The sequence below is a fragment of the Paenibacillus salivarius genome, from assembly GCF_051307165.1.
GTDB lineage: Bacteria > Bacillota > Bacilli > Paenibacillales > Paenibacillaceae > Fontibacillus.
This window is the reverse complement of the sequence record NZ_CP195592.1, coordinates 1922408-1945825: the sequence shown is the minus strand read 5'-3', so window position 1 is coordinate 1945825 and position 23418 is coordinate 1922408. Positions and strand designations below refer to the sequence as shown.

At 53.1% G+C, this 23418-nt stretch carries 19 protein-coding genes; all 19 read right to left on the bottom strand.

The window, feature by feature from the left end; genetic code table 11:
• Positions 1–54: 54 nt before the first annotated feature.
• Positions 55–747, bottom strand: coding sequence for a uracil-DNA glycosylase (gene ung / locus ACSFXJ_RS08585; RefSeq protein ID WP_435924756.1), 693 nt, complete (start codon positions 745–747; stop codon positions 55–57).
• Positions 748–799: 52 nt separating this feature from the next.
• Positions 800–1156: a hypothetical protein gene (locus tag ACSFXJ_RS08580; RefSeq protein WP_435924755.1), complete on the bottom strand. Its 357-nt coding sequence runs from the start codon at positions 1154–1156 to the stop codon at positions 800–802.
• Between the two features lie 79 nt (positions 1157–1235).
• Positions 1236–2084 carry a rhamnulose-1-phosphate aldolase gene (rhaD, locus tag ACSFXJ_RS08575; protein ID WP_435924754.1) on the bottom strand — a complete coding sequence of 283 codons (849 nt, stop codon included), beginning with the start codon at positions 2082–2084 and terminating at the stop codon, positions 1236–1238.
• A gap of 35 nt (positions 2085–2119) precedes the next feature.
• Entirely contained in the window at positions 2120–3376 is a 1257-nt protein-coding gene (gene rhaA / locus ACSFXJ_RS08570) for an L-rhamnose isomerase (RefSeq protein WP_435924753.1), read from the bottom strand.
• 16 nt (positions 3377–3392) lie between these two features.
• Positions 3393–4856 (bottom strand): rhamnulokinase, encoded by a 1464-nt coding sequence (gene rhaB / locus ACSFXJ_RS08565; RefSeq protein ID WP_435924752.1) that lies wholly within the window; start codon positions 4854–4856, stop codon positions 3393–3395.
• Between the two features lie 468 nt (positions 4857–5324).
• The gene (locus tag ACSFXJ_RS08560; RefSeq protein WP_435924751.1) at positions 5325–6140 is read right to left on the bottom strand and encodes a LutC/YkgG family protein; all 816 of its coding nucleotides are present in this window, start codon (positions 6138–6140) and stop codon (positions 5325–5327) included.
• Positions 6133–7881: a LutB/LldF family L-lactate oxidation iron-sulfur protein gene (locus ACSFXJ_RS08555; RefSeq protein ID WP_435924750.1), complete on the bottom strand. Its 1749-nt coding sequence runs from the start codon at positions 7879–7881 to the stop codon at positions 6133–6135. The genes ACSFXJ_RS08560 and ACSFXJ_RS08555 overlap by 8 nt, the downstream gene beginning before the upstream one ends.
• Positions 7878–8606 (bottom strand): (Fe-S)-binding protein, encoded by a 729-nt coding sequence (locus ACSFXJ_RS08550; RefSeq protein ID WP_435924749.1) that lies wholly within the window; start codon positions 8604–8606, stop codon positions 7878–7880. The genes ACSFXJ_RS08555 and ACSFXJ_RS08550 overlap by 4 nt, the downstream gene beginning before the upstream one ends.
• A 182-nt stretch (positions 8607–8788) precedes the next feature.
• Positions 8789–9547 carry a DeoR/GlpR family DNA-binding transcription regulator gene (locus ACSFXJ_RS08545; protein ID WP_435924748.1) on the bottom strand — a complete coding sequence of 253 codons (759 nt, stop codon included), beginning with the start codon at positions 9545–9547 and terminating at the stop codon, positions 8789–8791.
• Positions 9548–9652: 105 nt separating this feature from the next.
• Positions 9653–11722, bottom strand: a complete 2070-nt coding sequence (locus ACSFXJ_RS08540; protein WP_435924747.1) for a bifunctional aldolase/short-chain dehydrogenase — start codon at positions 11720–11722, stop codon at positions 9653–9655.
• A 220-nt stretch (positions 11723–11942) separates the two neighbouring features.
• The gene (locus ACSFXJ_RS08535) at positions 11943–12914 is read right to left on the bottom strand and encodes a glycosyl hydrolase (protein WP_435924746.1); all 972 of its coding nucleotides are present in this window, start codon (positions 12912–12914) and stop codon (positions 11943–11945) included.
• Between the two features lie 198 nt (positions 12915–13112).
• A complete protein-coding gene (locus ACSFXJ_RS08530; protein WP_435925715.1) occupies positions 13113–14810 on the bottom strand; it encodes an ABC transporter substrate-binding protein in 1698 nt (565 codons plus the stop codon).
• Positions 14811–14909: 99 nt separating this feature from the next.
• The gene (locus ACSFXJ_RS08525; RefSeq protein ID WP_435924745.1) at positions 14910–15842 is read right to left on the bottom strand and encodes a carbohydrate ABC transporter permease; all 933 of its coding nucleotides are present in this window, start codon (positions 15840–15842) and stop codon (positions 14910–14912) included.
• 15 nt (positions 15843–15857) lie between these two features.
• On the bottom strand, positions 15858–16817 hold the full coding sequence (locus ACSFXJ_RS08520; protein WP_435924744.1) for an ABC transporter permease: 960 nt from the start codon (positions 16815–16817) through the stop codon (positions 15858–15860).
• Between the two features lie 188 nt (positions 16818–17005).
• Entirely contained in the window at positions 17006–18556 is a 1551-nt protein-coding gene (locus ACSFXJ_RS08515; protein WP_435924743.1) for a response regulator transcription factor, read from the bottom strand.
• Complete coding sequence (locus ACSFXJ_RS08510) at positions 18534–20342, bottom strand: sensor histidine kinase (RefSeq protein WP_435924742.1); 1809 nt, start codon at positions 20340–20342, stop codon at positions 18534–18536. Before ACSFXJ_RS08510 ends, ACSFXJ_RS08515 begins: the two co-directional genes overlap by 23 nt.
• Before the next feature lie 264 nt (positions 20343–20606).
• The gene (locus tag ACSFXJ_RS08505; protein ID WP_435924741.1) at positions 20607–21428 is read right to left on the bottom strand and encodes an ABC transporter permease; all 822 of its coding nucleotides are present in this window, start codon (positions 21426–21428) and stop codon (positions 20607–20609) included.
• A 4-nt stretch (positions 21429–21432) separates the two neighbouring features.
• On the bottom strand, positions 21433–22242 hold the full coding sequence (locus tag ACSFXJ_RS08500; RefSeq protein WP_435924740.1) for an ABC transporter permease: 810 nt from the start codon (positions 22240–22242) through the stop codon (positions 21433–21435).
• Positions 22243–23292, bottom strand: coding sequence for an ABC transporter ATP-binding protein (locus tag ACSFXJ_RS08495; RefSeq protein WP_435924739.1), 1050 nt, complete (start codon positions 23290–23292; stop codon positions 22243–22245).
• Positions 23293–23418: the final 126 nt, after the last annotated feature.

The following is a 23418-nucleotide window of genomic DNA, read 5'->3' as shown; positions in this document are numbered from 1 at the left end:
AAAACGCTGTCCCGGCAGGCTCGGAAACGCTATGGATGCAAGCAGCGCCTGTTTCTAAACCTCCGCCGGATTTGCTCTTTGTATGCTCGGCAAAGTCCAATCTACCGGCTTCAAGCCTTTCTCCTCCAAAAAAGCATCGGTCTTCGAAAACGGCCGGCTGCCGAGAAATCCGCGATGCGCCGAAAGCGGGCTCGGATGCGGGGATTCAATGACCTTATGCCGTTTCCGGTCGATAAAGGCGCCTTTCTTCTGGGCATAACTGCCCCACAGGATGAAGACCAGCGGCACATCCCGTTCGTTCAGTTTCATCATGATGGCATCCGTAAATTGCTCCCACCCGATGCCCTTGTGAGAGTTGGGTTGCCCTTCCCGTACGGTGAGAACGGCGTTTAACAACAGCACTCCCTGCTCCGCCCAATGCAGCAAATAGCCGTGATTCGGGGCCGGTACGCCGACGTCCGACTCGAGTTCTTTATATATATTTTGCAAAGAAGGCGGGATCCGCACTCCCGGCATGACCGAAAAGCTGAGCCCGTGCGCCTGCCCCGGCCCATGATAAGGGTCTTGTCCCAGGATGACCACCCTCGTCCGGCCATAAGGGGTCAGCTTCAGTGCGGAGAAGAGCAGCTCTTTCGGCGGATAAACGGTATGCTGCTTGTATTCCCGGGCCAGTGTATACCGTAATTGCTGAAAATACGGTTTCTGCGTCTCTTCGTGCAAAATCTCGTCCCAATCGTTTCCGAACATGTTTTTTCCATCCTCCATAGTAACAGGTCAAGTTTCGACGTTTTATACTCTATCAAACTCCTTCAATTCTATCGAAACCGACAAACACTAGCAAACTAAAAAGGGCCTCTCGCATGTCCGGGTGTATCCGGACTGAAAGTGCCCTTTCTTTCTGAGCAATGATCAAGCTTTCGTTGGAAATTTTCCAACGAATGAGATTCAAATATCGACCTACCGGTTGCTTCATTGGAAATAATCCAATGAAAGCGGCTGATTCGGGATCGTCCGGGCCGAATATCATCTTTTTGATTGGAATTTCTCCAATCGGAGTGACTTCGATCCCGTACTTCCGTCCTGTGCGTTGGATTTTTTCCAATGAGGCTTTGATTTCGAGGAACCTTATTCCGGTACTGCTTATCAGGTAGCGCATTTCCGCAACTACGCTCCAAACTCCAAGCTCAAGACTCCAAGCTTAACGCTCTTACTGCTCCATCTCTTCTTGCCCCCCGTTACCCCTCCGTCAACACGCCCGGTTTCGGCGTGACGCCGAACGCTTTGGCCAGATCGCGAAGCTGCGGTTCGGTAATCCGCTGTTTAATTTCGTGCGGCGCGATCAGCATATAAATCTGCGCAGCTTTCTCCACCGTCTCGATCAGGCCGAACGCCTCGTCCATGGTGGTGCCTGCGCCGTAAATGCCGTGCTGCGGCCAGATGACCACGCGGCTCGTTCGCATTTTTTGCGCGGTGGCTCTGCCGATTTCCGTTGTTCCCGGAACGATCCAAGGGATCACGCTTACGCCGTCCGGAAAAACAACGAGGCACTCCGTGCACATTTCCCAAAGTGTTTTCGTGAATTTATTTTCGTCCAGCTCATGGATAAAGGTCATTGCGATCACGTTCGTAGCATGGGTATGGAGTACGATGCGGTGGTTCGGATCCGCTTTCAGCCGCTCGGTATGGCTCATGAAATGGGCCGCCAGCTCGCTGGTCGGAACGCCGCCGTCCCTGAAGCCCCAAAGCAGCTCCAGCCGCCCGCCATCCTCGGATACCCGCAGTACGCCAAGATTCAGCTCCGGATCGTTCATCACGTTCTTGAAGTATTTTCCCGACCCGGTCACGATAAAATATTTGCCCGCCAGCTCATGCACCGGAAAAGACGGCTGGATCGTCCGCAATACGCGACGGATATCGATATATTGGGCAACCTCGGTTTCATCTAGAATATAGCTGACATTTCCTCCGTTTCGCTCATCCCATCCGTATTTCCACATATTGCTGGTCACTTCGGACATTTCCCGGATAAACGGAGCCTCTATCGCGCCGATATAATTGCTAGATTCCATTACCGATACAGTCATGGTCATCCTATCCCCTTATCTTATTTCTAGTCTCATTACCGCTTGAGCAGAACCCGGCGTTCATAATCTTGAACCTCTTCCAGCCAAGCTTCGCGCACGGGAACGTCCGACACCGCACAATAGTAATCCCATACCGCTCCGAACGGATAAGACTTGAATTCCTCGGTCAGCGCCAGCCTCGTCGTGTAGTCACCGTCCAGTTCGGCTTGCGCCAGCCGGTCCACCGGCTCGAGCATCGCCCGCAGCAGCGCCTTGATCGTATTGCGGGTGCCGATGACCCAGGCGGCGATATGGTTGATGCTTCCATCGAAGAAATCGAGGCCGATGTGCGTTCTGGATAAAAAGTCCCCTCTGACCAGCTCGCGCGCAATGTCCAGCAATTCGTCGTCCATTATGACGACATGGTCGCTGTCCCACCGGACAGGCCGGCTGACATGAAGCAGGAGCCGGTCCATGTACATCAAAATCGAAGATATTTTGTTCGAAATCACTTCGGTCGGATGAAAATGTCCGGCATCGAGGCACAGCGCCTTTCCTGAGGACATCGCATAGCCCATGTAAAACTCGTGCGACCCGACGACATAACTTTCGGAGCCGATGCCGAACAGTTTGCTCTCGACCGCATCGATGTTGTATTTCGGATCGATCTCCTCCCGGAAAACCTCATCCAGCGCTTCCTTCAACCTTTTCCGCGGCGACAGGCGGTCAACCGGAATATCCTTGTAGCCGTCCGGCACCCAAAAATTCGTCACGCAGGTCTGTCCGAGCTCCCTGCCGAAATATTCCGCGATTTTGCGCGAAGCTTTGCAGTGGTCGATCCAAAAGCCGCGTATTTCCGGGTCCGGGTGGCTAAGCGTGAATCCGTCCTCCGCTTTCGGGTGGGAGAAACAGGTCGGGTTAAAATCAAGGCCCAGCCCCTGCGCCTTTGCCCATTTGACCCATTTTTGAAAATGCTTCGGCTCAAGGCCGTCCAAATCCACCTGCTCGTCGGTATCCGCATAAATCGCGTGCAGGTTGACCTTATGTTTGCCGGGGATCAAGGCCAGCGCCTTTTCCAGGTCCTGCCTCAGCTCATCCGGCGTTCCCGCCCGGCCGGGGTAACTTCCCGTAACCGCAATGCCTCCGCCAAGCTCCTTATCGTTAAAAAGAAATCCCCGTACATCGTCCCCCTGCCAGCAGTGCAGCGATATTTTGATTTCGGACAGCTTTTTCAGAGCCTCATCCACGTCGATCCCGTGCTGCGCATACATCTCCTTGGCGTAGTTATAGCCGTCCATCACTTTTGCATCCATCGGACATCCCTCTTTTCTATAGTTGCTTCGCCTTCGTCAATTGCCTCCATCGTTCAAGCAGTTCCGCTTTATTGCTTACCGGGTGCGGGGAGTAAGTTTGAATTTCGAATGAGTCCGCTATGATTTCCCTCGCCTGAGCCATATCTTCTATAAGTCCGCACGCCATCATTTGAACCGTCAGGTTCCCGATCGCCGTCGATTCGGAAGGCCCGGCCTTCACCGTTTTCCCCGTCAAATCGGCGGTTAATTGGGAAAGCAGCGCATTATTCGACCCGCCTCCGACGATATGCAGCACTTCGATCTTTTGCCCAGTGATCTCTTCGAGTTCGTGCAGATAATCGCAATAGGTCAAAGCCAAACTATCAAAAATCGTTCTTGCCACTTCGCCTAGGGTTACGGGTACAGGCTGCTCCGTTTCCCGGCAAAACCTTTGAATTTCCTCGATCATATGGTCCGGATTCAGAAACCTCGGATCATTACAGGCGACCAGGCTGCGGAAAGAAGGCGCTTCCAAGGCCATTTGGACCAGTTCGGCAAATCCGCACGCTTCCCCCGATACCCGGCGGGTTTCCTGGATCATCCACAGGCCCATGATGTTTTTCAAAAAACGCGTAGTCCCGTATGCCCCGCGCTCGTTCGTATAGTTATGTGCCTGTGCTGCTTCCGTATTGAGCGGCCTCGCCAGTTCCATGCCAAGCAAGGACCACGTCCCGCTGCTGAGGTAAGCCCAGCCCGACTTCCCAAGTGCCGGAACTCCAACGACGGCCGAGGCGGTATCATGGGTAGGTACGGCTACGAGCTCGCACTTCGGTAAATCGTATGTTTGCATAAGCTCGGGAAGGATAGGACCCAGCTTCTCGCCCGGTTCCGTTAATTCGGCAAACTGGGATCGGGAAAGGCCGAGAATCTCCAATAAATCGCCGTCAAAATCCCCCTGCTGCAAATTCAACATTTGCGTCGTGGAGGCATTCGTGAGCTCGTTGATTTTTTTCCCGTTCAATCTGTAATATAAATAATCGGGCACGAGCAGGATCGTATCCGCTAGTTCCAACTGCCGTGGATCATGCACGAAAAGCTGATAGAGCGTATTGAAGGAAAGCTCCTGAATTCCTGTTTTTTCGTATACTTCCGCTCGTGATATTACTTTGTGAAAAGCATCCGGCGCCCCGTTCGTTCGGGGATCCCGGTAAGCGTACACCTCGTGAATTCGGCCTCCCGCCTGATCCAGCAGCACATAGTCGACTGCCCAAGTATCGATGCCGAGCGTGCATTCGCGGATCCCATCCCGCTTGGCCTTGGTCAGCCCCTGGATGATCTCCCGGAATAAATGCTCGACGTCCCAATAGTCATGACCGTCCTTCCGCTCAAACCGGTTGGAAAAACGGTGCAGTTCACGGATCTCCAAACGCCCGCCTTCCAGCCTTCCATGGATCAGCCTTCCGCTGGAAGCCCCGATATCAACCGCGATATGATTGAGCATATTTCTCTCCCCTTGTATTGAACAAAAGTCGATTCGCTATCCTTCACCCTCGTTTTTCCTTCATCCTAAGGCGATGTCATTTGTTTGTCAATGAAAATTTGTTTGTTTATGTTGTTTTGTTTTTGATAATGTTTGATTATTTGAAAATCCGATCCATATGACGAAGTCGTTTGCTGTGATGAATCTACGTATTCGCTCTTAACGGAACTAGGAGCCGTTATCGTGCTATTTTTTGATGTTTAAAAATAGTAACGGAACTCAGAGAGCTTATTTGGATGTTTCGTACCTCTTTCGGCTTGTTTTTGAAGAAATAACGTCTCTCAGTTCTGTTACATATTAAAAAGGCACCTTCTAATACCAAATAGAGGCTCTGATTTCCGTTAGTAATCCGGTGTTATTGTCCCCGTTCGTAGTTCGAGATTCGCTGTATATTTCGCCCCATCCCTCAAATTTCCGCCTCATTACGCATTAGTCGCATGTGTTTGCAGCAGTGTCCACGAGCACGGCGTATACAATTCCCGGGCCGTGTACACCGATCGTCAGATCGTTTTCGATATCGGCGGACCGGCTCGGGCCCGAGATGAAATGAATTCCCGCCGGCAGGCCTTCGCGGCCGGCCCGGTCGAATTCCGCCAATACCTCACCCAGTCTGGTGACGAGCGAGGAGGTCGGGATCACCGCGAACAAGACGGTGGGAAGCAGGCTGACGGAACGGCCTTTCCGCTCTCCCGACAGCACCGCGATCGATCCGGTGTAGGCTACCGCGTAGTCCGCCTGCACGATTCCGATATCCGCCTCGGCGGCGCGGGATGTCCAGTCGGGAGCCTGCTCTTCTCTGTCTCCGGCCAGAGACAGGTTATGACCATGTGACCTGCGGTACCGATCCAATTCCCCGGATTCCCGGTTCCATACCGTGAGTTCCGCCTCGGGGAGCAATTTTTCGAGACTCATCTCCGCCAGAGCCGGTTGATCCTGCCGCAAAATCCGGCGCGCTCCCAGCTCCACCGCTTTAACCGCGATCAGCCGCCCGGCTTCCGCCATATCGCCCGCCCGGATCACATAACCCCCGGCCGCCGTAAAATGCCGGGAAAACATCGAGGCCTTGTCTTCCTCCGACAATTTGAATCCGTCCCAAAATTCCTGGGCGCCGCGGAACGGCTGCCGCGGTTTTTCCGTCACTCGCGGACGCTGCAGCCTGGAGGCGATGTTGCTCAGGAATGCTTCCTGCTTGGACTTGGACGCTTCGTCCAGTTTTTGCAGCCAGGTTTCGTGCGCGTCATTCATCACCGTCTTCTCCTTTAACACCGATGCCCTCGGAACCGTATGCACCATTCGCCTTTGAATCCGTGTCTTTCGTGGTATTCGCGTCTTTCGAGGGATTCGCCCCACTCGTGCCATTCTTGTCGTTCGCGTCATTCATGCCATTCATATCTCTCGCGCCATTCGCGCTATTCATGCCATTCCCGCCGTTCCCGCCAATTCTGCCATGCCCGACATTCCCGGCACTTCCGCCGTTAAGCCCAACGCCTTCGCCGCGCTGATCCATCATCCGCTGCATCCGCCGTTCCATCTCCGGTTCCATCTCCCGAATTCCTTGCCGAAGCTCGGCTTCGATCGTCGGGTAACGGTCCCGGAACGGCTCGGATGCCAGACTAGGCGTTACCCTGTAGGTGTTCCATCCTTTTAAGGGGCCCAGCTTCGCGCGAATTTCGCCGTTTCTGACCACGAGCTTTTGCCCGAGCCTCCCCGCCCGGAGCACCCTCCGGTAGCGTTTGGAATCGGACATGATCCGTCCGAATCCCCGCATGCCGATACTTTCCATCTTGCTGCCGTATCCCCGCTCGACCTTTCTCCGCCGCAAGGAGACGAGCATATCGTGCAGCGGGATTTTGACCGGACAGGCCTCATAGCAAGCCCCGCATAAACTGGATGCGTTCGCGATGTCGTCCCATTCCGCGACGTTTCCTTTGAGCGCAGGCGTGAGCACCGCTCCGATCGGCCCGCTGTAAGTTCCCCCGTAGGCGTGGCCGCCGATGTGCCGATAAACCGGGCAGGCGTTGAGGCAGGCCCCGCATCGAATGCAATTCAGCAGCTCCTGGAATTCCGGATCTCCAAGCTGCAGGGACCTGCCGTTATCCACGATAATGACGTGCATTTCTTCGGGGCCGTCCCCGTCCTCCGTCCGTTTCGGCCCGGTGATCCCGGACATGTAGACGGTCAGCCGTTGTCCGATGGCGGAACGAGGCAGCAGCGTGGCCATCACCTCAAGATCGGCCCAAGACGGAATGATCCGCTCCATGCCCATGAACGTAATTTGAGTCTGGGGAACGGTGGTCACCATCCGGGCATTTCCTTCATTTTCGAACAACACGATCGATCCGGTTTCCGCAATCGCAAAATTGCACCCGGTCACGCCAATGTCCGCTTCCAGAAACTTTTCCCTTAACTTTTTGCGTACGTAGCCTGCCAAAACAGTCGTTTCCGGGGGAAGCGTCTCTCCGGCATCCGCCGAAAGCAGTTCGGCGATCTGGAATCTGTTCTTGTGAATGGCCGGAATGATAATGTGCGAAGGCGCCTCGGCGGCCAACTGGATAATATATTCGCCCAAATCCGTCTCGATCGCCTCCACCCCTATCGATTGGAGCGCCTGATTGAGATGCAGCTCTTCCGTTACCATCGACTTCGATTTGACGGCCGTCTCCGCCGAGTTCCGCCCGGCTATATCCAATGCCAGCCTCACGGCTTCGTCAGCATTGTCGGCAAAATGCACGTGGACTCCGTTCTCTCTGGCCCGGTCTGCAAACAATCCAAGATAGTAATCCAAGTGCGAGATCGTATGCATGCGGATTTGCCGTCCGCGTTCGCGCCAGTCCTCCCAGTTCCCGTGCTCCTCCATCGCCTGCCGCTTGCCGCTGCGCAGCCGTTCCGTCGTAAACTTCACCGCCTTGCGCAAAAACTCGTCGTTCAATGCTAGCCCTGCCCGCTCTTTCACGGTTCCTTCCGGTTTCGCCGCCGCCCCGCTCATGCCATCCGCACCCCCTCGTAAAGCAATTCCGCAAGATGCATTACCTTGACCGGCTCGTTCCTGTGGCGCAAGTTGCCGGCGATGTTCATGAGGCAGGCCATATCCAGCCCGACCAGCACTTCAGCCTCCGTCTCTTTGAGATGATCCACCTTCTCGGAGACCATGGCCCCGGAAATGTCCGCCATCTTGACCGCGAACGTTCCGCCGAATCCGCAGCAGTCCTCCGCGAACGGAAGCGGGACGAACTCCAGATCCCTGACATGGCTGAGCAGCTCCATCGGCTCGTTTTTGACGCCCAGCAGACGGCTGCCGTGACAGGAAGGATGATAGGTTACTTTATGCGGAAATCTGGCGCCGATATCTTTAACGCCGAGCACATTCACCAAAAATTGCGTAAATTCGAACGTCTTGTTTTCGAGTGCCTTCGCCTTCTCCCGCCATTTCGGATCGTCCTTGAACAGTTCCGGATAATGATGAATCATATAAGTGCATGAGCCTGAAGGGGAGACGACAAAGTCGCTGTTCTCGAAAGCCGAAATGATCGTCTTGGCGGACTCCCTGGCTTCCGGCCAGTAGCCGCTGTTGTAAGCAGGCTGTCCGCAGCAGGTCTGAACGTCCGGAAAATCAAGCAAAATGCCGTGTCGGGCCAAAAGCCGCATCATCTTTTCCCCGACCCCGGGATAAATGACATCGCTTACACAAGTAATGAACATGGACACCTTCAATGACCGTCACCCGCTTTCCATGAAAAATACCCCGCAAAGAGACATCAAGCACTACTGGCACATACACAGTCCAATGTCTTTGCGGGGTTTAGAATAAAGGAAGTTTGAAAATCACCATTGATCGTCAAGCGCACCGAATCACGAATTTCCGCCGGCAGCTCCGTTTACCCGTATAGGCTTGCCTATGCAAGCGTGACGGTTAGCCCTGCTTCGTTAAGCGAGTCCAATGTTTCCCGGTCCAGGCCCGAGTCGCTAATGACGACATCCACTTGGGACAAATCCGTCACCTGAGTGAATGCCTGCACACCGAATTTACTTGCGTCAGCAAGCAAAATGATTCGATCGGCCATGCCCATCATCTGCTGCTTCAACCTCGCCTGGAGCTCTCCGGATTCGCTGATGCCGCGGTCCAAATGCACGCCTTTGCAGGAAAAAAACAGCTTGTCGACATGGAATGCCTCGAGCGATTTCTCCGCCAACGGCCCGACGAACGAGAGCGAACGAGGGGACAACCGGCCGCCGATGGAAATGACCTCGATTTTTTCCTTGGCACTCAGCTCCGTCACGACCTTGACCGAATTCGTCAGCACCGTCATCGGGATGTCGGGCAGCATCTTCGCCATGTACCAGGCCGACGTGCTTGCATCCAGCAAGATCCGGTCGCCCGCGTGAACCAGCTTCACCGCTTCCTCCGCAATGCGCTTCTTTTCCTCCGAACGGGTAACCTCCCTTTCGAAATAAGGCACCTCAAGCTGCGCTTCCTTTACGCTTACCGCTCCGCCGTGGGACCGCTTCAGCCTCCCCGCCTGCTCGAGCCGGTCCAAATCCCTTCGGATCGTCTCCTCCGTCACCGAGCAAAGCTCGCTAAGCTCCGTAACCCGAATGCTTCCCCGTTCATTCACCAGCTGAACGATTTTTTCGTAACGCTCTGCAACCAGCATTTGTCATCCTCTTTTCGAAACGGAATTTATGAATAAATTATAGCGTTAAAGCCCCAAACCATCAAAGATAGGAATGACAAACCTTTATGCAATTTACGAAAAATGTTACCGGGTAAACGCCGCCGGCACCCCGCCGTCGATCGTCAGCATGCATCCCGTCGTTTTCGCCGCTTTGGAAGAAGCGAGGAAGGCGATCCCTTCCGCAATGTCCCGCGGATAAATATTCACCTGGAGCGTCGTGCGTTTGCGGTAATATTCCTCGAGTTGATCCGGCTCGATGCCGTATGCGGCCGCGCGTTCGTTTCGCCAGCCGGAGTTCCAAATCGCTGAACCTTGCAAAATCGCGTCCGGCAGCACCGTGTTCACGCGGATGCCGTACTCCCCGCCTTCCGCAGCGATGCAGCGGGCCAAATGGGCTTCCAGCGCTTTCGCCGAGCTGTAGGCGGAAGCGCTTTTTCCGGCATACACGGAGTTTTTCGATCCGACAAAGACCATGCTTCCGCCCGTATTTTGCCGCTTCATCAGCTTGAAAGCTTCCCTTGCCACGAGAAAATATCCCGTCCCCAGCACGCCGATGTTCAGATTCCATTCCTTGAGCGACGTTTCGTCGAATGGGCTTGAGGTGGCGAGACCCGCGTTGTTCACGATGATGTCCACGCCGCCGAAAGCGAGAACTGCCTCCAGATAGGCGGCCTGCACTTCCTCTTCCTGCGTGACATCCATTTTGACGGCGACGGCCCGTTCTTCCCCGTATTTGGCGTTAATCTCGCCGGCCACCTTTTGCGCTCCTTCGAGATTCAAATCCGCAAGGATCACATGCGCCCCTTCCTCCGCCAGACGGCGGGCGGTCTCGCTGCCGATGCCCCCGGCTCCGCCCGTGATGAAGGCGATTTGCCGGGAAAATTCCGCTTCCGCCGGGGCCAGGGACAATTTATACAGCTCAAGCGGCCAGTATTCGACGTTGTAGGATTCGTTCTCGCTTAAGGATACGAATTTGCCGAGCGCCGTAGCGCCTCTCATTACCGCAATCGCCCGATGGTAAAGCGCCCCGCTCACTCGGGACATCGCCCGGCTTTTTCCCGTATTGATCATGCCGAGGCCGGGGATGAGAATAACGCGCGGTGCCGGCTCGAACATGACGTCGCCTTCGTGCTTGTTCCGTTCAAAATACGCCTTGTACCCTTCCTTATATCCCGCGATCCCTTGGATCAGCTTGTCTTTCAAGCCTTCTACGTCGCCCTTGTCAGGCGTCCAATCGATAAACAGCGGGGTTACCTTCGTATGAACAAGGTGGTCGGGGCATGCCGCACCGACTTGGGAAAGAACGGAGGAATCGGCTCCGCCTACAAACTCCAGCACGTCCTCTTCATCGTCGAAGGTGAGGATCATTTTTTTCGCGTCGCTTACAGCGCCACGGATCACAGGCATCACTTGAGCCGCGATCGTGCGGCGGACACCGGCCGGGAGCGGTGCGTGTTTGGCGCCGCCGGACAGCTTCTCCTTTTTGATCTTCGCTTCAATATAAGCTTCCGCTTTATTAATGATATGGATCGTCTGCGCGTAACAAGCCTCGGATGTATCTCCCCAGGTGACCAGTCCATGCTTTTCCATCAGCACCAATTCCGCATGAGGATTGGCGATCACGCCTTCCGCAATCATTTTGGACAGCGTAAAACCCGGCCGTACATACGGCACCCATACGAAACGGTCCCCAAAAATTTCCTTGGCGATCTCCTTGCCGTTATCCGCGCAGCAAATGCTGATAATCGCATCCGGATGCGTATGGTCCACATGCGGATACGGCAAGAAAGCGTGCAGCAGCGTTTCGATGGACGCCCGCGGATGCTTGCTGTCGATCATGCAATGGCTAAGGTAAGCAACCATCTCTTCATCGCTCATTTCCTCCCGTTCGAAAAGAGGACGGATATCCTCCATGCGGAGTCCCGTAAAATTTCCGGCTTTCATCGTTGCCAGATCGGAGCCGCTACCTTTAACGAACATGACCTCCACTTCGCGTCCCCGAAAATCCGTTACCGTCGTCTTGGAGGATGTATTGCCGCCCCCCCAGTTGCAAACCCGGCGGTCCGATCCGATCAGATTCGAGCGGTACACGAGCTGCTCCAATCCGTCCTGCTGCTGCGGGGCTTTGGCTTGGTCCCACAGGTTTTGCACCATGTTTGTTTCCTCCTCATATATGTTTATTTATATTTGAATATCATAATATCATTTTTGTTTATGTTTGAATATAACAAATTCAAATAAACACAAAAATAGAAATTCAAAATCAATCCAAATGAAGCGCAAATCAGTAAGGTTATCGTTCGTTTTCAGGGAATCGTTCCGCCAAACAAAAAACCAGCTCCCGCATAGAGCGAAGAGCTGGTTTTTTTACATCTTAATATAGCTTCGGCAATTTATCCAAAGTAATCGCATACTCGCTATGGTACGCACGGCGAAGTTCCTCTTTGGTCGTGAACTTTTCGGTTTTCCCGAAATCGTTGGACCAGGTCATGAACCACAGCCACGGAATCCGGGATTCGGCCAGCTGCTCCACGCTCGGAATCGGCCCGATTTCCCCGAGAGCGGCCAGTTTCGGAGTCGGCGTGATTTGCATCAATTCCTCGTACTCCTTGCGCAAATCCGTATGCTGATGGGCCGGCGGATACAAATCCCTGGAGATGATATCCGCGACATCGTCTCCGACATAACCTTCGACCAGCGGCGAGTTCCATACCCAGATCAAATTCGTCAAATCATGATGATTCGTGTATCTTTCGTACATAATGCGGTACAACTGCTTCGCCGCTTCGGGCCCCTTGCTTCCCCACCAGAACCAGGTCCCCTCCGATTCATGGAAAGGCCGCCACAAAATCGGGATCCGCTTATCGCGGAATTCCTTCAAAATTTCGGCCATCTCGTCCATATCGGAAATAAAGGCCTTGTATTCCGGGGTTCCTTCGATTACCGCTTTCGTGGCGTCGAAATCGGTATGCTCCGCGTAAAAGCTTTTGTCCCGGCCGCCAAGCGGGGAGAACCAATGCCAAGTAAAAGTGATCAGTCCGTTTTCCTTCTCCGCCCACTCCCACGCTTTTTGCAGCGTATCCTTGTTCTCGGCGACCTCCAGCAGACACTCTTCACCGCTGTCTTCATAATTGATGTTCGGCGAATAGCCGAGCAACTCGAAGCCGAGAAGCGCCGGCGATTTCCCCGTGACTTCGCGGATATAGTGGAGCTCCTCCTGTGGAATGGTTTGGGTGTGCTGGCCCAGGATAATGCCTTTTCCACGAATTTCGTTCAAATAGTTCAGGACCGCCCGTACTTCATCGGAAGCCTTGGGATTGCATGGTGCCGTATTGATCGCTTGCATCGTATCCGCCCTTTCCGTCCGCCCAAAAAAATTCCGGGCATGATGATCAGTTGTTATTATTTTTGTTATTTAATTTGTTATGTTTCACAAAACAACTATACTCATAAATTGCATGTATCGTCAATAAATAATAGCAATCCAAAACGAAATTAGCTGGAATTTCTCCAGCCAATTTCGTGACAATTTGATGTCGTAATCTTATTTGCCGCTCCAGAGCGTGACACGGTCCTTAACGAATTGGCCGTATGCCTCTTCCATCTCTTTCACGCCGGCTTTTTCCAACTCCGCCATGTATGCGTCCCAGACTTTATCGAAATCTTCCGGCTTGGCCATAATGGCTTCGGGGATCCGTTTCCAAGTGATATCCTTCATTTTGGCCATCAGGATCGTCGCCTTGCTGTCGCTTGGTAAAGTCAGATTATACACGGCTCCAGCCTTTCTTTCCGGGAACTCGTCTTCTTTCGGGAACAGGTCTCTCCAGTGGTCAACGTTATAAGCCGCCAAAGCTTCTTTTTCCGGCTCGCTATAAGTAGCGGTCAAAGACTCGTTGTTGCTCTTCGTATAGTAGTTTCCGGTGGAATCCTGGATTCCGTCGCCATAATGGACCGTGAGGTTCCAATACAGCCCGAGACCGGATTCCTTCATGTAGGCATTGCCCTCTTTGTCCATTTTGTCCTGGATTTCCTTCGGAACGACTCTTTTTCCGTCCTGAACGATGTAATCCTCGCCTTCGATCCCCCAGTTGATAAGGACTTGCCCTTCTTCGGAGGCTAGATAGTCCAGAAACTTGATGGCCGCCACAGGATCCTTGGATTTGCTCGAAATCGCGATACCATAGCCTCCGTCAAAACCGGCCGGCCAGAAGCTGGTGTCTTTGTAATCCTTGGACATCGTAACCGGATAATGGCCGTAGGTTTGATCGAATTTGCCGGCTGATCTCAACGCCTGCTGCGCCTCGCCGTAATCCCATGCCGGATCGATCAGGCCCAGAACCCGTCCGGAAGCCACCTTCGCTTTAAACTGGTCCGTTTTTTGAACAAAGCTTTCCTTATCCAGCAAACCGATATCGTTCATATGGTTCAGCCAGCGGAAATATTCCCGTTCTTCCGGGCGGCGGAAGTGGTAAGTCACGTCAAACGTTTCCTGGTCGACGTAATATTCGCCGTCATCCGGCGCGCCTGTCGTAAAGAAGCCCATATTCGTCACCTGATACATATGCCAATCATCGGCATTCAGCGTTAACCCGATGTTTTTATTGCCGTTCTCATCCGTCGGATGCTTGGCCAAATAATCCTTGATGACCTTCTCGTAATCCTCGACCGTGCGAATCTCCGGATAACCCGCTTCTTTCACGACACGGTGCTGAAGCTGGAACCCGTATTCCGCTCTGAGTTTCCGCTCGTCTACCGCAGACCAAGTCGGAATCGCGTAGATGGACTGGTCTTCCAAACTGTATTTGGTGCGAACGATCTTATCTCCCAACATCTTTTTGATGTTCGGGGCATGCTCTTCAATCAGATCCGTCAGGTCGAGAACCGCCCCTACGTCCACCAGCTTGCCAAGATCGGCTTTCGCCGCGATGAGATCGGGAACCTCTCCGGTCGCCGCCATGATCGATACTTTTTGTACGGGATCGCCCACCGCGAATTCGGCATCCAGCACGACGCCCGTTTTCTCGGTAATGACTTTTCCGATGCGGTCCTGCATATTATTCCAGTTCGAACTGGCGTCCTCGGAAAAATAGGTCAATGTAATCGGGCCGGATCCGCTGCCTCCAGCCTCTTTTGACGGGTTGCTACCGTTTGCGGAGTTGTTCCCGCCGCAGCCTGCGAGCAGGCTCAGTATCAGTCCCGTCGACAACAGCGAGACCGCCGCTCTCTTAACTTGTTTTTTCATCATGGCTTTGCACTCCCCTTATAAAAAAATCATGTATGATACCGGGTTACCTGAACATAACCAACCTTATCCGCAGCAGGTTAGCCTTGCCTTGGAGCATCAGCTCTTCACGGCCCCAAGCGTCATCCCTTTCACGAAATATTTCTGCAGGAAAGGGTATACGACAAGAATTGGCACCGTTGCGATAATGGTAATGGCCATTTTGACCGAGTCCGGAGAAACCTGGGCCATCAGTTGGGACAAATTTTCGCCCCGTACGTTGTTCGCGTTCGTCGTCGTGCTCTGCAGCACTTTCATAAGCTCATATTGCAGCGTTGTCAGGTTTTCGTTGGAACCGTTATACAGGTAAGTATCGAACCAGGAATTCCATTGCCCCACGGCGAGAAACAGCGCGACGGTCGCAAGCGCGGGCTTGCAGAGCGGAAGAATGACCCGCCAATAGATCGTAAAGTCGTTAGCCCCGTCAAGCTTGGCGGATTCTTGAAGCGCATAAGGAATCCCGTCGATAAACGAACGGATGACGAAAATGTTGAAGGCGCTTACGAGTCCCGGCAAAATATATACCGCGAAAGTATTGATCAGATCCAGATTCTTGATCAAAATAAAGCCGGGAATCAATCCGCCGGAGACGTACATCGTAATGGCCAAGAACGTCGAGATGAATCGTCTTCCTTGGAAGTCCGTCCGCGCTAACGTGTAGGCCAGCATGGAGCCGCTGACTAAGCCTGCCAGCGTACCGGCAAGCGTACGGAGCACCGAGATTTTAAAACCGGTAATCAATCCGTCGTAGCTGAAAATAACCTTATAGTTTTCCAAGGTGAATTCTCTCGGGTAAATCGAAATGCCGCCGCGCACAGTGTCCACGGAATCGTTGAATGAAATAGCCAGCACATTCAGGAACGGATAGAGCGTTACGACGGTAATGATCGTGATAAGCGCATATACGATGATATCGAATGTCCAGTCTTGGGGAGACTTGGATGCCAGCCTCGATTTTCCGGCGGCCGATACGGCCGGTTCGGCTGTCCCCATATTAAAATTCCTCCTTTACATGATGCTTTCGTTAGCGAACTTTTTAAACATGCCATTCGCGACAAACAGCAGAATCACGCTGATCACCGAATTGAAAATGCTAATCGCGGTGCCGAAGGAATACCTCCCCATGGATAAACCGTAATTCAATGCATACAAATCCAGCACCTCGGAATAATCGCTAACCATATGGTTGCCCAGCAGGAATTGCTTCTCGAATCCGATACCGATGAGATGTCCGATCGACATAATGAATAGAACGATAATCGTTGGACGGATGCCCGGAAGCGTAATATGCCATATTTGTCTGAGCCGGCTGGCGCCGTCGACTTTGGCTGCCTCGTACAGCTCCGGACCGATGCCCGTAATGGCCGCCAAATAAATGATGGCGTTCCAGCCTGTCTCCTTCCACACGTCGGCTCCCGTCACGATCCCCCAAAACAGATGGCCCTTGGCCATAAACTGAATGGGTTCGTCGATGAGATGCAGGCTCATCAGAAGGCCGTTCACCACTCCGCCGTCCGTGGACAGCATCTTGGTCACGATTCCCGCCGCCACAACCCAGGATACGAAGTGAGGCAAATAGGAAACGGTCTGCACGAACCGCTTCATGGCCTGAACCCTCACCTCATTAAGCAGAACGGCAAAGATCACCGGAAATATCAGGCCCGCCACAAGTCCCATGAGGCTCATCGCCAATGTATTTCTTAATACCAGATAGAAGTGGTCGTCATGAAACAGCGTTTGAAAGTGCTCGAAACCGACCCATTTCTGATCAAAAAAACCTTTGCCCGGCTTATAGTTTTGAAAGGCCATCGTCCAGCCCCAAAGCGGCAAATACTGAAAAATGAAGACCCAGATTACAAAAGGAATCGACATCATGTAAAGGTATTTCTGATTCTTGAACACTTTCCATCTTTGCGGCTTTTTGCCCAGACCGCTACCGGTTTGGTTTTCTAGTGTTATCGCTTTCATCTATTCGTTTCCCCCCTCTCTGCTATAATCCTAAAGCAAACGAAGGCCTGGAAACATATCACGGATTTCGGACAAATTCATCTCAAAATCCACAGTATTTTCAGTAACAATCATTCATTTACAAAATAAAAAATCTCCCCTGCGGGGCGCACGTTCATGCGCTGCCAGGGGGAGCTCACGGTTCCGGACTATGATTTCTTTTGATATGCGGAAGGCGAATGCCCATCGATTTTTTTAAATTTGCCGTGAAAATAATTCACGTTCGAGTATCCTACCTTTTCGGCAACTTCATATACCTTCATGCCGCGAGCAAGCAGTTCTTTGGCTTTTGCGATCCGGACCTTATCCAAATATGCGTTAAAATATTCCCCCGTATGGTTTTTGAAAAGCTGTCCCAGATAGGATCTGCTGTAATTGAACAATTCTGACAGCATTTCAAGCTTAAGGTTTTCGTTGTAGTTCCGGTCGATGAAATCAAGCATCCGCTTCAACTCGTTATCCCTATTGGAGTAGTCGGAGCAACGGGCAAGCTTTTCCATGACCGCGACTATATAACCGACGAGGTCGCGAATGCAGCGCTGATTGTAAATGCCCGCCAGGAATTGGGTGGGTTCCCCGGGATAACCCGATTCCGTCCAAAGCCGTTGATCCATTTTTCGTATCGTCTCATTGGCCAAGTAAAAGAACCGCTCGCGAATCTCCGTCTCGCTCTTTCCTTCCGCCACCATTTGTGCCGCGACACCGTCCAGAAAAGACTGAATCGCTTCGGCATGGCCGACGTCGACCAAATAGTACAGGCGAAAAGCCAGCCCCTCCCCGTCCGGCAAAGGAGCATCGAGAAGGTTTGAGGCCGTCGTTCGGTAGCTGTCCGGAGTCTCCGGCGTTAACAGCCTGCCCTTGTCGTAAAAAAAACGATGTTCCAGCAGGGAGCGGGCCGTTCGGAACGAATCCGGAAGCCGCTCAAGCGCCATGACTGTATCGCCCGCCGCGGCATCCATTTCGCCGCGGATCTCTCCGGACAGCATATGAAGTTCCCTGTACAGATCGGCCCGGGCGAAGTCGCCGACCGGCGGTTTGCCGAGAACCAGAACGGTAAAAGGAGCAAAATAAAGGACTACGCCTTTGCCGTCCGAGGCGTACGCGGCAGCCAGCCGATCCCGGAAGCTGCGGATCCGGTCGTCCTCCTCCGGGTGCAGGCCCGAAAAACCAATCAATACAACCTGAAACTTCGGCCAATCCATGCCAAGGGATTGGGCCAACTCCTCCAGGGAAACGCTTTCCAGATCGTGCGAGCCGGACAACAAGGAATACACCAGCCATTCCCGGGAATTCACTTCATGCTGCCCCTTCTTCTCCGATCTTTCCGCGGAAAGCCGGACGTGCAGCTTTTCTAACAGAGAAGACAATTCCGCTTTGTTTACGGGCTTAAGAAGATAGCCTTCAACCCCATATTGAAGCGCCTGACGGGCGTATTCAAAGTCCGCATATCCGCTGAGCACGATGGCATGCATATTCCATTCGCGGCGCCGGATTTCCTGAAGGAGCTGCAGCCCGTTCATGCCGGGCATGCGGATATCGACCAGCAGCACGTCGGGCATGTTCTCCCCGATCATGCCGAGCGCCTCATTTCCGCTCGCCGCCGTTCCTACGATTTCGTACCCCAGTTCCTTCCAAGGAATCAAGGTTTGCAGTCCAAGGCGCAATTTAGGTTCATCGTCAACAATCATCACTGAGAACATTGGATTCTTTCCCCCTCGGTATGCAAAATGTAATCCGGGTTCCCTCGCCGTTTTTACTTTCCATCGAAAGCCCCGACCGTTCCCCGTAAGTCAGGCATAAACGGTCATGCACATTACGGAGCCCGATCCGCCCTTCGCCTTCCTCCGGATCCTTCAGCTGCTTTAGCAAATCATTCATCTTCCGGGAATCGATCCCCGCCCCGTTGTCATGAATCTCCACGAGCACCTCGCCATGTTCGCCAAGTTCGGTTCGAACGGTAATCAGCGTGGGCCCCTCCTCCTTTTGTTCCAGCCCGTGAAGAATCGAATTCTCCACCAACGGCTGGACGATTAAAGGCGGAAGCTCGACATCTTCCGTGCCCGGGGCGATCTCGAGTTTATACTGAAGCCGGTCTTCATACCGGAACTTCTGCAAATCCAGGTAGCATAGCACCATATTAAGCTCGTCGGAAAGGCGGATCTTGCCGCCGCTGATCTCCAGGCTATTGCGAATCAGGCTGCTGAGCTGCCAGACGGCTTGCGCTATATTTTCCTCTCCCCGGATATGCGCTTCCATTCGGATCGATTCGAGGGTGTTGAACAGGAAATGCGGGTTGATTTGGCTCGCCAGCATTTTGAACTTGATCTCGTTTTGCCTTTGCTCCAGCAACCGTTTTTGCCTGTTGCTTTCCTCCACTTCCGTCATGAGATGGCTTATTCGATGGACAAGCGCGTTGAATTGCCTGGAAAGCTGCCCGATTTCATCCTTGCCGTCCAGGTCGAGATAGGTATCCCAGGAACCGGGGCCGGTTCCTACTCTGGACATATGTTTGCTTAGCCGCAATACTCTGCTCGTGATAAGGGAGGCCGAGGCTTGGACAAGCAATACCGCAATGATCAGGCAACCGCCGATAACCAGGGTAGCCAGCCTGATCACCCCGTTCGCATCCCGGACGATATCCGACACCGCAAACACGGAAATAATTCGCAACCCATTCCAGCTGCTCTGAGGGATCAGGCTGGCGATGACGACTTTGGACGGCTCTCCGTCCATGACGACATCAAAGCTGCCTTCCTTTTGCGTCAGTATGCTTTCCCCGGTATGCACTTCGGCAAGATTTTTGCCGTATAAATCCGGCCGGTTGGCGGCCACGATATTGTTTTGGTCGTCCACGATCATGGTCGAGAACGATTCTTGAGAAAGAATCGAGTTGAGTAACGACGTATTCACGTTGATGACGAGTACGCTTTCCTGACCGGGTTCATCCAGAGTGACTTTTCGTACCAAACTTAGATAATATGCCTGATCACGCTCGTCCTGGATAAATCCCCAGCCGGCCAGCCCCTTTTTGCTCAGCGCCGTTTTGTACCACTCCGCCTGCTCAGTCAGGTCATCAGGCTGCATGAATTCCCAATTGTTCATCATCGTCGGATTCGGCGTATAAAGCCGAATGGCCTTAACTTCTTTGTATAACCGGATGTAATCCCGAATGTCGGAGTATTGGCGGTACGTCTGAATGACTTCGATGTAGCTGCCGTAGTTGCGGCTTGCCACGGATTTCATGCGGCTGTCGTTCGAAAGCTGGTACGAGATGTCAAGCGGAACGTTGATCACCTCCTCCGTTCTCTTCCGGACGCGGTCCACATTGTCCGCGGCTTGCTCGAAAGCATCCATGACCATGATTTCCCGCAGCTTGCCGGTCAGATAAATCCCGCTGACCAGGAGCGGGACAACCGCAACCGTGATAAACGTTAGGGACAATTTTCTTCTCAGCTTCATGTCATTCAGCATTTTGACGACGTTCATCTTCCGGCCTCCCCGGTTTTCGGAAGTTCCATAAAAACGACCCCTTTTTATGAAAAAGGGGTCCCGTATTCCGTAACTTAAAGCACTCAATCACAAAGACATAATTTGTTATGTTAAAACACAATTTTGTTATGTTAATTCAAAAATTTGTTATTGATTTTGTTATTTAATACAAAAATAATATACTCCTTCTCGTTCCCTCCGTCAATAAAATGTCATATTCCAAAATCACCCAGCCTATTGCTCTAAGTCTCGAAGTTCTTGTCAGTTCCCCGCACTCTCGTACCGCCGCAAGCCGATGCGCAATACCAGCAGCGCTAAAGCAACGAAGTAGACGGCGACAAGCGGGCTAAGCCATCCCCACCAGCTCCACGGTTCTTTGCCGAGCAGAACGGCGGCCGGAAAAAAGCTGACGAACGCAAAAGGCACGGCGACGGATATCACCAGTTGCAGGCCAAGCGAAAAGATCGTGATCGGATACTTGGCGAATTCGCCCAAATTGTGAATCATGATCGGAAAGGCGTTTCCGCTGCTGCGGATCCAAAATGCCGCGCAGTTGGCCGCGAGATTGATAGCCACGCGGATAATCATCGCCGAAACGAACAACAGCACGGCCATGGCGACCGTCTGCAAGCTCCATGCGATATCCATATGGCTCAAGGACATGAAGATGATCGTCCCGCCGATCAAGATGTTCCCGAGTCCGTTCATCCCGATTCCCGTACAAAAAATTTGAAATACAATCGGAACCGGGCGCACCATGTATCGATCCAGCTCCCCCATGTTCACAAGCCGCAGCATCCGCCACGTGCCTTCAAAAAACAAGGATCCGACGCCTTCCGACACATAGATTGCCGCGTACATGAAGGCGACCTCCCACAATCCCCAGCCCTGAATGTCCGGGATGCGGGAGAAAACGACCCACAAAAAGAGGAAACCCGTGATTTGGGTCAGCGCGGCCGCGCCGATCATGATGTAAAAGTCCGCGGAATATTCCATCATCGCTTTCAACTGTTGACTGTACAATCTCCAATATAAGTAAAAAAGACGCCGGGGCGAGTTTTTCACCTTCATTTTCATTTCCATCGCCTTATCCTCCGTGAATCGTGATTTGCCGAATGGCCCTGGACCACATCCATTTGCCGAGCAGCCAAAGCAGGATGATCCACACCCATTGAATGCCGAGCAGCCGCAGCGCTTCGCTTCCGCCCGCCATGCCGAGCCCGATCGATACCGGGGTGTTCACGATACCCTGGAACGGCAGCGCCATCGCGAGCGATTCCAGCCAGCCCGGGAAGAACGCGAGCGGTACAAGGGCTCCGGACAGCAAGTTGGTGATCGACGTCCGTGCCCAATATATGCCGAAGCTGCTGGTCGTCCAGAAACAAAGCAGGGCAGACAGGTAGACGATGCAAAATTTAAGCAGGATCGAAGAGGCGATGCTGAGCGCGAACAACAGGATCGTGGCGGCGTCGTGAGGCAGGGAAATGCCGAGCGTAAAAATTGCCGCGAGACCGATCAGCACGCAGCTGAGCAGCCCTTCCACGATGCAAGAGCCGAGCGATTCCGCCAGCCTTGCCTTTTGGAACTGAATCGGCCGAAGCAGGTCCATCATGACGCTGCCGTCGATAATTTTGTTCGTGATGCTGGATTCCGAATAGTAGGACAGCATGGAATTGATGAAAAAGGTAACGAGCAAATAGGATTGCATTTGACTCCAAGTAAAGCCGGACAGCTGATCCTGACCGGCATAAACGGCCTGCCACAGAAAATACATGGCGATCAGCCCGATAAAGCTTGAGAGAAAATTCATGATGAAGGAGAGCCGGTAAGCGAGTGTATTTTGCATGGCGCAGAGCGCCAGGGAGACGTATTTTTTAAAGGACGGTGCGATCTGCAATCAGGCACTCCCCTTTCCGGCCTCGAGCAATTCGGCCGAATCCAGTTGGCCTTCATAGACGCGGCGGATGATGTCTTCGATGCTCGGCTCGTCGATGCGAAAATCGACCACTTCGCCGCGCCCCATGATCCGCTTGACGATATCGCTGGCCGTAAGCCGGAACCTGTCGAACCGGATGGAAAGGGCAAGTGAGTCGACTCCTTCCCCTTCCGGCCTCGTTACCCTTACGTCCGGCAGGTCGAGGAATAGTTTTTCCGCATCCGGAATCGGGGAGCTTAACTGCATATGTATGGTTCTTTCCCGGGCAAACGCATCCTTGACCTCCTGGAGTTTGCCGTCGTATATGATCCGTCCCTGGTCGATAATGACCAGCCGCTCGCACAGGTCTTCGATATCGCCAAGATCGTGCGTCGTCAGCAGCATCGTCGTTCCTTTGGTCCGGTTCATTTCCTTGATGAAATCCCGGATCCGGTGCTTTACCGCGACATCCAGGCCGATCGTCGGCTCGTCGAGATACACGATCTTCGGATCGTGCAGCAGCGCCGCGGCCAGATCGGCCCGCATCCGCTGTCCGAGCGACAGCTTACGGGCGGACAAATGGAGGAAAGACTCCATCCCGAGCAATTCCGTAAACGCATCCATGTTTTTTTTGAACCTATCCGCCGGAACCTGGTAAATATCCCTCAGCAAGCCGAGCGATTCGCGGACCGGAATATCCCACCACAGCTGGGTACGTTGGCCGAACACCGCGCCGATCCGCTGGGCGTTTTCCATCCGCTGCTTGTAAGGCACGAGCCCGTCCACCAGAATCTCGCCGCCGGAAGGAACGAGCACGCCGCTAAGCATTTTGATTGTCGTCGATTTCCCCGCCCCGTTAGGGCCGACATAGGCGACCGTTTCCCCTTCCTCGATGGTCAGGTCGATCCCTTCCACGGCATATTTGTCCTTGTACTTCTGGGTGAACAGGTGTTTGACCGCTCCCGCCAGCCCGGGGTCCTTGACCGCTTGCCGGAACACTTTTTGCAGCCCTCTTGTCTCTATTAAGCTCACTTATCGTCCCTTCCCTTCCCCCGAAATGAATTTTCTTAATACTATAAGTGAAAAACAACCGGCTTCATACCCTAACAATTAGACAAAAAAAGCCCTTACATTTATCATATGGGAAAACGCCGCAAG